Source organism: Nguyenibacter vanlangensis (genome assembly GCF_013376155.1).
Taxonomy (GTDB): domain Bacteria; phylum Pseudomonadota; class Alphaproteobacteria; order Acetobacterales; family Acetobacteraceae; genus Gluconacetobacter; species Gluconacetobacter vanlangensis.
Genome location: NZ_JABXXP010000079.1, coordinates 1 through 8,882, shown reverse-complemented (window position 1 = coordinate 8,882; position 8,882 = coordinate 1). Strand labels below are relative to the sequence as shown.

Genomic DNA, 8,882 nt, shown 5'->3' with positions numbered 1-8,882 from the left:
ACGAGAGCCTGACGAGCCGCGTCGTCGCGCGCGACCAACTGGTCCTGGTCGTCCCGCCCGGGCATCCTTGGGGCGAAACCCCGCCCCGCACGGCGACGGACCTGGCGGCGGGCACCTGGGTGCTGCGCGAGGCCGGATCGGGCACGCGCTCGGAATTCGCGTCCTTCCTGCTGGGGATGGGCCTGGCGCCGGAGGCGCTGGATATCGGGCTGGAACTGCCGTCGAACGAGGCGGTGCGGGCCGCTGCCGAGGCCGGCGTGGGGGCCACCGTGCTGTCGGCCTCGGTCGTCGCGGCCAGCCTGGAGGCGGGATTGCTGCGGCAGGTGCCCTTTGCCCTGCCCGAGCGGCGTTTCCTGATGATCCGCCACCGGGCCCGCGATCCGGGCCGCAGCGCCGCGTCCTTCGCCGCGATGCTGGACCCGGCTGGCACGGAGGCGGGCAGTTAGACCGACATCAGGACGTGGACCACCAGATAGAGGAACAGCGCGCCCCCCAGCAGGAGCAGCAGGCCCACCAGCACCAGGTCGCCCCGGCCGTGCTGCCCCGCCTGGAGGTCCGGCGAGTCGATCAGGGCCCGGTTGCGGCGATAGCGCAGCGTCGCCACCACCATCATGACGCCGCCCAGCACCAGGAGAAGCAGGCCGATCAGGTCGCCGAACAACTGGCGACGGACCGAGATGGCATGTCCGCCCAGGGACGCGGCCGCGACCTGCAGGAACAGGTCGAACCGTTCGACCAAAAAGCCGAAGGCCATGACGGCCAGCGCGGTGCGGATCCAGGCCAGGAAGGTCCGTTCGTTGGCCGCGTGATCGGTGAAATGCGCCAGCATCGTGCCATGCCCCCTGTGGACCGCGAAGAAAAGAGTCTTCCTATTTTCAAGACGTAAGGACAAGATAGGTTCGGCAGCCGTCGCGCCGCGACCCTATGCATCGCCGCCCGAGTCGGTTAGGCTGGCCGTCCGAAGAAGACTCTTCTTTTTCTGAAGAAAAAGAAGCAAAAAGACTTTTATTGTTTTTGGATTCATTTGATCCGAATTATCGCAGCCTGAAAATTCAAGAATTTTTTGGCTCTGTATTTCAAAAAAAACAAGAAGCCACGCGCCGAGGCACGGCATGCCTCGGGGCCTGCTCCGGGCGATGAGCCTGGCCCTGCGGCATGCGTGGCGTGATGGTTGAAGCCGGCACGACTTGTGCCGATTTCGGGATTGAATGGACATATTTTGTCCATTCGAAGGACATATTTGGTCTGTTTCGTCTCATTCATGCAGAGAAACGGGAAATGGGAGGAAGTGTCGATGGTCGGCCTGTTTTCCCGCCATGCAGGCGATCCGGCATCGGCCGGGCAGGCCAGGGGCCAGCCTGGGGATCCGCAACTGGCGGCGATCCTGGGCTTCGACTGGGCGGCGACGCCGGCGGGCGCCGTCGAGACCTGGCCGGACTGCCTGCGCTATGCGATCCGGCTGGCCGTCGCGTCGTCCTCGCCCATGGCGGTGCTGATCGGGCGGCAGGGGCTGCTGGTTCCGAACCGGGTCATGTGCGACATCGTCGGCCCGGATTACGCGGACGCGCTGGGCAGGCCAACGGCGAGCGTGTTTCCCCAGGCCGCCGATTTCTATCGCGAGGCGGTGGCGCGCACCTTCCTGGGCCAGCCATCCCATTTCCAGGACGTGCGGATGCGCATGCATCAGGACGGGGCGCTGGTCTCGCGCTGGTTCGACATCGATTTCACCCCGATCTTCGACCAGGACGGCGCCGTGCGGGGGGCGTTGCTGTCGGGTGGAGAGACCACCGAGCGGGTGCGGACGCGGCTGGACCTGCAGCACGCGAAGCACCGGCTGGACCTGGCGCTGCAGGCCGGCGGGCTGGTCGGCACGTGGGAGGTCGATTTCAACACCGAAATCGTCATCACTGATGAACGTTTCGCACTGCTGCACGGGGTGGACCCGGCCGTCGCGGCCCGGGGCGCCGACCGTGCGCTCTTTATGGCCGGGATCCATCCCGATGACCGCGAACGGGTCGTAAGCACGCTGAGCCGGGCCAGGGAGCGCGGGGAGAATTATCGCTGTGAGCATCGGGTGATCGGCGGCGGCCGGACGCGATGGGTGGTGACGTCGGCCCGGATGCTGCCGGGCCCGGACGGCAGGCCGACGCGCTGTTCGGGCGTCGCGGTCGACGTGACGCAGCAGGTCGAGACGTCGATGGCGCTGGCCGCCAGCGAACGGCAGTTCCGGACCTATACCGACACGTTGCCGCATATCGTCTTCGGCTGGGACGCGGACGGCAGGAACGATTACTGCAACCGGCGCTGGCAGGATTTCACCGGCCATGCGAACGCGCCGGGCGAGCCCTGCCCGTGGCAGGATTACCTGCATCCCGACGATCGCGACCGCGTCATGGCCGCCTGGCGCGACGCGGTCGCGACCGGTCAGCGGATGGATGTCCAGGGCCGGCTGCGCCATCATTCGGGCGAATATCGCTGGGGGCAGGTGATCGCCCTGCCGATCGCCGGCGAGGCGGGCGCAGCACCGCGCTGGATCGGCACGATGACCGACATTCACGAGGCCAAGTGCCTGGAAACCGAGCGCGCCCTGGTGGAGCGGGAACTGGATCACCGGATCAAGAACCTGTTCGCCATCGTCTATGCCCTGATCAACCTGACGCTGGAGGATGGCCAGGACGCGGACGCGTTTGCCGAAAAGCTGCGCGCGCGGCTGCGCGCGCTGGCGCATACGCATGATTTCATCAGGGCGCGGACGGGCAACGAAACCGCCCAGCAGGCCGGATATTCGCTGCAGGAATTGCTGCGCCGCATCCTGTCCCCGTACGGGGAGACGGCCCCTGCCGGGCGGCTGACGATCGACGGAGACGATGCCGCGATCGACGCCCGGACAGCGACGCCGCTGGCCCTGATCTTCCATGAACTGGCCACCAATGCCGCGAAACACGGCGCATTGGGCAGGCCGCCGGGCCGGCTGGCCATCACGTGCCGGCGGTCGGACGCGCGGATCGGCATCCTCTGGCACGAATGGGACGAACTGGCGCCGCCGACACCCGCCGATCCGGCCACCGGCCAGGCCGCCGAGCCGGGTTTCGGCTCGCGCCTGCTGACGATGGTGATCGAGCGGCAATTGCGCGGCAGCTTTCGGCGGGAGCGGATGGAACGCGGTATCGCGATCCGGATCGACCTGCCGCTGGCCAGCCTGCGCGCCGCGACGGGCGCGCAGGGCGACGAGTGATCCGGGGTTACGCGGGTCCCGTGCGGTTGTTCAGGCGACCAGGTCGAGGAACACCACGTTCGACGCGCCGCCTTCGACCATCGTCCGGATCGCGGCGTTGAAGCGCCTGCCATGGTCCATGCCGATATGCGCCTCGAACGCCGCCTGGTCGCGATAGGTCTCCTCGACATGGAAGGCGGCCGGGTCGGACGCGAGGCGATAGACGACGAAGCGCAGGCATCCGGGTTCGGCCCGCACGTCGCGCGCCAGGTCGCGCAGCATGGCGGCCAGGGTTTCCTCGTACCCGGGCAGCGCGCGCATCGTGGCGTATAATGTCTTTTCCTGTCCTGTCTGTTCCATGGGCGTCTCTCTGTTCGATCGATGATTTCGCGGGCGGCCGTCGGCGGCCGGGCCCCCGGGACAGTAGCAGCGCCCCCGAAAACCGCCAGCCGCCCCGCCGCCGCGCGCGACGGGGCGGGCCACACGATTTCGTCACGGAGGCCGTTGGCCTGGACTTGAGCGGTCGATGATGCCTAAAACCGCCGCGCCGGCCGGTGCGGCCGGCATTGTTCCGCGCGTCGTTCCGTTCATGCGTGCATGCGCCCGACAGAGATGGCGCGGCCGGGAGACCGTTCATGTTCGACCTGCCTGCCTTTCTGCATACGGCGGTCGCGCTGTCGGTTTCGTTCGTCCTGGGGGCCGTCATCGGCCTGGAGCGGCAATATCGCCAGCGCACCGCCGGGCTGCGCACCAACACGCTGGTGGCGGTGGGGGCCGCCGCGTTCGTCGATCTGGGCGTGCGGCTGTCGGGCCCTGACGGGTCGGTGCGGGTGATCGCCTATGTCGTCTCGGGCATCGGGTTTCTGGGCGCGGGCGTCATCATGAAGGATGGCGGCCAGGTGCGGGGGCTGAACACGGCGGCGACCTTGTGGTCCACCGCGGCGGTGGGGGCGTTTTCCGGCGCCGGGCTGCCGGGCGAGGCGGTCCTGGTCGCGCTGTTCGTGCTGGCGGGCAACACGCTGCTGCGCCCGCTGGTGGAATTCGTCGATCGCCGCCCGCTGAATCCGGATACGACCGAGGCGCTGTACCGGATGCACGTGATCTGCCGGCCCGAGCATGTCTCGGCCGCGCGCGACCTGCTGGCGGACGAGCTGGAGCACCATCATTACCCGATCCGCGACATCGAGACCCTGTCCGAGAGCGACGAGCATGTGGAACTGGCCGCCCTGCTGGTGCCGACCTCGGCCGATCCGCAGGAGCTGGACATGATCAGCGACCATATCGCCCGCAGCCCCGACGTGATCAGCGCGACCTGGAGCGTCAGCACCACCAACTGAACGGGGTGCGCCCCGGAATCCGCCCCGGAATCCGCTTCGGGATTTGTATTCAGGGTATGTGGCGGAAGCAGGCGGGGTCGTGGTCGTCGACCATGCCGACGGCCTGCATCCAGGCATGGACGATCACCGGCCCGACGAATTTGAACCCCCTTGCCTTGAGCGCCCGGGACATGGCCTGCGACAGCGGTGATTGCGCCAGGATTTCACCGGTACGGTTGCGGACCGGCGCATCCGGCACCATGCCCCAGGCGAAGGCCGCGAAATCCTCGCCCCGGTCGCGCATAGCCAGATAGGCGCGCGCATTGCCGATCGTCGCCACGATCTTGGCGCGGGCGCGGATGATGCCGGGATCGCCCATCAGGCGTTCGACGTCCGCGCCGTCGAAACGGGCGACGATGTCCGGATCGAAACCGCGAAAGGCACGGCGGAAGCCGTCGCGCCGGCGCAGGACGGTCAGCCAGGACAATCCGGCCTGGAAGCCTTCGAGCATCAGCATTTCCCACAGGGCGCGGCTGTCATGGACCGGCATGCCCCATTCCTGGTCGTGATAGAGGCGCAGCAGCGGATCGGTCCGGGCCCAAGAGCAACGAGGGGGTTCGGCCGGCATGTCGATGTCTCGGTCCGTCATTCCCGTTGCCTCCATTTCCTGTCGACCGAGCAGGTCGCGCGCAGAGTTCGTCGACCGCAGGTCGCACGCAGAGTTCATTGTCCAAGCAGGCCGGGACTGGCAAGAGTGATCGTCATGGAATACCGCCCTCGCCTCGCCGTCGATATGGACGAAGTCATCGCCGACGCCTTTAGCGCGCAATGGAACTGGTATCGGACCCGGCACGGCTATGATTGGACGGCCGACATGCTGCACGGCAGGCATTTCGCCGACCTGGCCGATCCCGCGCATGTGGTGATGATGGAAGACCTGCTGCATCAGGGCGAATTTTTCCGCACGCTGGACGTCATGCCCGGCGCCAGGGACGCGTTGCGGCATCTGGGCAGCCGCTTCGACGTGTTCATCACCACGGCGGCGATGGAATATCCGGCGTCGTGCGCCGCCAAGTTCGCGTGGCTGCGGGAGCATTTTCCCTTCATTTCGCCGCTGAACATCGTGTTCTGCGGCGACAAGAGCATCCTGGCCGCGGATTTCCTGGTCGATGACAATGTCCGGCATTTCCGCCGCTTCAAGGGCCAGGGCGTCTTGTTCGACGCACCGCACAACAGGACCGTCGACTGGACACCGCGCGTCCGGGGCTGGGACGAGGCCGTCGCGTTTCTCGAACGGCAGGGCGAAAGGCCTATCCCACCAGGTTGATCGGGTTGCCTTCCGCGAAGGCCCGGATATTGGCGATCGTCGTCTCGACGATCCGGCGGAAGGCTTCTTGGGTGTTGTAGGCGTTGTGGGGGGTCACGATGACGTTGGGCATGCTGGCCAGGGCGCGCGCGGCCAGGGCCGCGCGCAGTTGCGTGGCCGACGGGGCCTGGTCCGGGGCGAAGAATTTGTCGGGATGACGCAGCAGGGTCTCGTCGGGCAGCACGTCGAGCCCTGCCGCCGCCAGGTGGCCGCGTTCCAGCGCGCCGACCAGGGCGGCGTGATCGACGACCTGCCCCCGCGCCGTGTTGATCAGCACCGCGCCGCGTTTCATCCGGGCCAGTTCGGCAGCGCCGATCATGCCGTCGGTCTGCGGGGTGGCGGGGACGTGAAGACTGACGATGTCGGCTTCGGCCAGCAGGGCGTTGAACGTGACATAACGGGTGTCGGGCCGGGCCTGCAGGTCCGGTGACGGCATGGCGTCATAGGCCAGCACGGTCATGCCGAACCCCGATGCCATCTCGATGGCCCGGCGGCCGATATGGCCGGTCCCGACCACGCCGAACGCCTTGCCGCGCAATTCGAACCCCCGGTCCGGGCAGAAGGTGAAATCGCCGCGCCGCGTGGCCTCGGCGCAGGGCACGGTCCGGCGCGACAAGGCGAGCAGCAGGCCGAACGCATGTTCCGCCACCGTGCTGTCGCCGTAGGCCGGCACGTTGGACACCAGAATGCCGCGGGCACGGCAATAGGCGAGATCGACATTGTCGAAGCCGGTCGCGCGGACCGCGATGAAGCGCAGCCTGGGCAGGCGGGACAGAATGGCGGCGCTGAAATCGCAGCCGGCGAAGCCGCTGACGATGTCGGCGTCTTCATGGGCGTCCACATTGCCGGCATCGAGCGGCGCCATGACCGGCAGAACGGCCAGATCGCCGCCGAGCGCGGAAAACGCCGCTTCGTCCGCCGCTTCGCCGGCCGAAAACAGGACGATCTTCATGAAGCCTCCACCCGGGCCGAGACGGCCCTGTCACGGAGCGGGTCGATAGTCCCGTTGCCCGGGAGTGTCCTTGATCTCGATCTAATGGCCCGGTTTTTTCGGCCCGGCCGGGCGGTGTTTCAGAGCCCGGCGCGCATGGCCGCCAGCGTGGAGTCGTGCGTGCGTTCGAAGCGGAGCGGCGTCGCGGTGACGTGGAAGGCGGCGACGCCGGCCGCTTCGCTGCCGGCGTCATCCGCGTGGCGCGCGCGGGTCAGCGTCAGCCAATGGTACGGCAGGCCCCTGGGGTCGGTCCCGGTGACGACGTCCACGCCGTCCATCAATCCCAGGCCCTGGCTGGTCAGGAGCATCTTTCGTGCCTCGGACGGCGGGCAGGCCGGGAAATTGACGTTGAGGCAGGCCTCGGCCGCCCAGTCCATGGCGGCCAATTGCCGGATGACGCCCGGGGCCAGGGTGCGCGCCGTGTCCCAGGGCACATCCCGCCCCGCCACGAAGACCTGGCTGAGCGCGATGGAGGGAATGCCCAGCAGCATGCCGGTCATGGCCGCGCCCACCGTGCCGGAAAACACGGTCTCGACGCCGAGATTGCCGCCGCGATTGACGCCCGAAAGGATCATGTCGGGGCGCCGTCCGGCCATCAGGTGGCGCACGCCCATGACGACACAATCGCCCGGCGTGCCGGGCACGGCGAAGCGGCGCATCCCGGATGCCGCGCCTGATGCCGCGCCGCCTGATGCCGCGCCTTGCACCTCGCCTTGGGGGCTGACGCGCAGCGGGTCGTGCAGGCTGATGGAATGGGACGTGCCGCTCTGGTCATGCCGGGGCGCGACCACCCAGATTTCGGGCGCCAGTTGGGCGGCGACCTGTTCCAGCACCCGCAGACCCGGCGCGTCGATTCCGTCATCGTTCGTCAGCAGGATGCGTTCGCAGATGAAGTCGCGTGGGGTGGTCATGCTGCCCTCCAGGCCGGTGAAGCCATTGCGCCGATCAGACCCCGAGATGCCGGCGGCGGGAAATCGCAAACGCGCGATTTGTTATTGAACCGATCGGATTAATAATGTAGCCACACGCCATGCCCAGACCGATCGATCCCGCGCTGCGCCCGCGCCTGCTGGACAAGATCGTCGACTATGTCCGGCGGAACGGGGTGGCCGAATTCTCGCTGCGTCCGCTGGCGGCGTCCATCGGCACCAGCCACCGTACGATCCTGTATCATTTCGAATCGCGCGAGCAGTTGCTGTGCACGGTCTTCGACACGCTGCGCGAGGCGGGACGCCGGGAGATGGATGACTGCCTGGCACGGGCGGCCGGGCCGCCGCGCGCCGTGTTCCGCGCGCTGTGGCTGTGGCTGGCCCGGCCGGAGATGCGACCGACGCTGTGCCTGTTTTACGAGATGTACGGCATTGCCACCCGCGATCCGGCCCGTTTCGGCGATTATCCGCGCCGGGTCGCGCAATTCTGGCTGGACGGCATCGGCCGGCGGCTGCGTGACGAGGGGATCGCGCCCGCGCGGGCCGACCTGCTGGCCGGGATGATCGTCGCCATGTTTCGCGGCGCGACATTGGAACTGGCCGCGACCGGCGACGCGCCGCGCCTGACCCGGACGATCGAGGCGTTTCTGGATTTGTTGCCGTTCGGGGAGGCCGCGCCATGAGCCGGGCGGAACGGCTGGACGGGCTGGACGCGACGCGCGGCGCCATCATGCTGCTGATGGCGCTGGACCATGTCGGGGCGCTGGTGGTCCGGCGCCATTCGGTGGAATTCTGGGGCGGGGCCTGGACGCGTTATGCCGATACGGGACGTGATGTCACGCAACTGATCCTGCGCCTGGCCAGCGATTTGTGCGCGCCCGGATTCTTCTTCTGGATGGGGGCCGGGGCCGCGCTGCTGGCGCAGCGCCGTCCGGACTGGGGGACCGCGCAGTTCCGGCGCCACTGGCTGGCGCGCGGGGTGCTGGTGCTGGCGGTCAGCCAGGTGATCGAGGTGCCGGCCTGGATCGTGGGCATTGCCGGCGACGGGACGGGCCAGCCGCCCCCC

Annotated in this window: 11 protein-coding genes and 1 pseudogene; 7 read left to right on the top strand and 5 right to left on the bottom strand. The window is 68.0% G+C overall.

Annotated features, from left to right (window positions below):
* On the top strand, positions 1 to 446 hold a 446-nt coding region (locus HUK84_RS06610), incomplete at its 5' end, for a LysR substrate-binding domain-containing protein (RefSeq protein ID WP_246285472.1).
* Here the strand turns inward: HUK84_RS06610 and HUK84_RS06605 are convergent.
* The gene (locus tag HUK84_RS06605) at positions 443 to 829 is read right to left on the bottom strand and encodes a YidH family protein (RefSeq protein ID WP_176639573.1); all 387 of its coding nucleotides are present in this window, start codon (positions 827 to 829) and stop codon (positions 443 to 445) included. The two genes, HUK84_RS06610 and HUK84_RS06605, sit on opposite strands and share 4 nt — an antisense overlap.
* Before the next feature lie 95 nt (positions 830 to 924).
* On the opposite strand from HUK84_RS06605, the gene HUK84_RS06600 reads away from it, so the two are divergent.
* The gene (locus tag HUK84_RS06600) at positions 925 to 1,140 is read left to right on the top strand and encodes a hypothetical protein (protein WP_176639572.1); all 216 of its coding nucleotides are present in this window, start codon (positions 925 to 927) and stop codon (positions 1,138 to 1,140) included.
* A 154-nt stretch (positions 1,141 to 1,294) separates the two neighbouring features.
* A complete protein-coding gene (locus HUK84_RS06595; RefSeq protein ID WP_176639571.1) occupies positions 1,295 to 3,235 on the top strand; it encodes a PAS domain-containing sensor histidine kinase in 1,941 nt (646 codons plus the stop codon).
* Positions 3,236 to 3,265: 30 nt separating this feature from the next.
* Here HUK84_RS06595 and HUK84_RS06590 read toward each other — a convergent pair whose 3' ends face one another.
* Positions 3,266 to 3,574, bottom strand: coding sequence for a putative quinol monooxygenase (locus HUK84_RS06590; protein ID WP_246285471.1), 309 nt, complete (start codon positions 3,572 to 3,574; stop codon positions 3,266 to 3,268).
* Positions 3,575 to 3,849: 275 nt separating this feature from the next.
* On the opposite strand from HUK84_RS06590, the gene HUK84_RS06585 reads away from it, so the two are divergent.
* Positions 3,850 to 4,551 carry an MgtC/SapB family protein gene (locus HUK84_RS06585; protein WP_176639570.1) on the top strand — a complete coding sequence of 234 codons (702 nt, stop codon included), beginning with the start codon at positions 3,850 to 3,852 and terminating at the stop codon, positions 4,549 to 4,551.
* A 49-nt stretch (positions 4,552 to 4,600) separates the two neighbouring features.
* Here the strand turns inward: HUK84_RS06585 and HUK84_RS06580 are convergent, their stop codons facing one another.
* On the bottom strand, positions 4,601 to 5,179 hold the full coding sequence (locus HUK84_RS06580) for a DNA-3-methyladenine glycosylase I (protein WP_246285470.1): 579 nt from the start codon (positions 5,177 to 5,179) through the stop codon (positions 4,601 to 4,603).
* A 114-nt stretch (positions 5,180 to 5,293) separates the two neighbouring features.
* Here HUK84_RS06580 and HUK84_RS06575 point away from each other — a divergent pair, with 114 nt between their 5' ends.
* Positions 5,294 to 5,857, top strand: a complete 564-nt coding sequence (locus HUK84_RS06575; RefSeq protein ID WP_246285468.1) for a 5' nucleotidase, NT5C type — start codon at positions 5,294 to 5,296, stop codon at positions 5,855 to 5,857.
* Here the strand turns inward: HUK84_RS06575 and HUK84_RS06570 are convergent.
* Both HUK84_RS06570 and surE read right to left on the bottom strand, forming a co-directional pair.
* Positions 5,841 to 6,848: an NAD(P)-dependent oxidoreductase gene (locus HUK84_RS06570; RefSeq protein ID WP_176639569.1), complete on the bottom strand. Its 1,008-nt coding sequence runs from the start codon at positions 6,846 to 6,848 to the stop codon at positions 5,841 to 5,843. The genes HUK84_RS06575 and HUK84_RS06570 overlap by 17 nt on opposite strands.
* 119 nt (positions 6,849 to 6,967) lie before the next feature.
* Positions 6,968 to 7,798 (bottom strand): 5'/3'-nucleotidase SurE, encoded by an 831-nt coding sequence (gene surE, locus HUK84_RS06565; protein WP_176639568.1) that lies wholly within the window; start codon positions 7,796 to 7,798, stop codon positions 6,968 to 6,970.
* Between the two features lie 119 nt (positions 7,799 to 7,917).
* Between surE and HUK84_RS06560 the strand changes: the two genes are divergently transcribed.
* Positions 7,918 to 8,499 (top strand): TetR/AcrR family transcriptional regulator, encoded by a 582-nt coding sequence (locus tag HUK84_RS06560; RefSeq protein ID WP_176639567.1) that lies wholly within the window; start codon positions 7,918 to 7,920, stop codon positions 8,497 to 8,499.
* Positions 8,496 to 8,882 (top strand): annotated as a pseudogene (locus tag HUK84_RS06555) (heparan-alpha-glucosaminide N-acetyltransferase domain-containing protein); the annotation flags it as partial. The gene HUK84_RS06560 and the pseudogene HUK84_RS06555, both read left to right, overlap by 4 nt.

Bases quoted from the DNA above. Each gene is read 5' to 3' on its own strand.
- HUK84_RS06595 (WP_176639571.1), top strand. From the start codon at position 1,295: ATGGTCGGCCTGTTTTCCCGCCATGCAGGCGATCCGGCATCGGCCGGG.
- HUK84_RS06560 (WP_176639567.1), top strand. From the start codon at position 7,918: ATGCCCAGACCGATCGATCCCGCGCTGCGCCCGCGCCTGCTGGACAAG.
- HUK84_RS06585 (WP_176639570.1), top strand. From the start codon at position 3,850: ATGTTCGACCTGCCTGCCTTTCTGCATACGGCGGTCGCGCTGTCGGTT.
- surE (WP_176639568.1), bottom strand. From the start codon at position 7,798: ATGACCACCCCACGCGACTTCATCTGCGAACGCATCCTGCTGACGAAC.
- HUK84_RS06590 (WP_246285471.1), bottom strand. From the start codon at position 3,574: ATGGAACAGACAGGACAGGAAAAGACATTATACGCCACGATGCGCGCG.
- HUK84_RS06600 (WP_176639572.1), top strand. From the start codon at position 925: ATGCATCGCCGCCCGAGTCGGTTAGGCTGGCCGTCCGAAGAAGACTCT.
- HUK84_RS06570 (WP_176639569.1), bottom strand. From the start codon at position 6,848: ATGAAGATCGTCCTGTTTTCGGCCGGCGAAGCGGCGGACGAAGCGGCG.
- HUK84_RS06575 (WP_246285468.1), top strand. From the start codon at position 5,294: ATGGAATACCGCCCTCGCCTCGCCGTCGATATGGACGAAGTCATCGCC.
- HUK84_RS06605 (WP_176639573.1), bottom strand. From the start codon at position 829: ATGCTGGCGCATTTCACCGATCACGCGGCCAACGAACGGACCTTCCTG.
- HUK84_RS06580 (WP_246285470.1), bottom strand. From the start codon at position 5,179: ATGACGGACCGAGACATCGACATGCCGGCCGAACCCCCTCGTTGCTCT.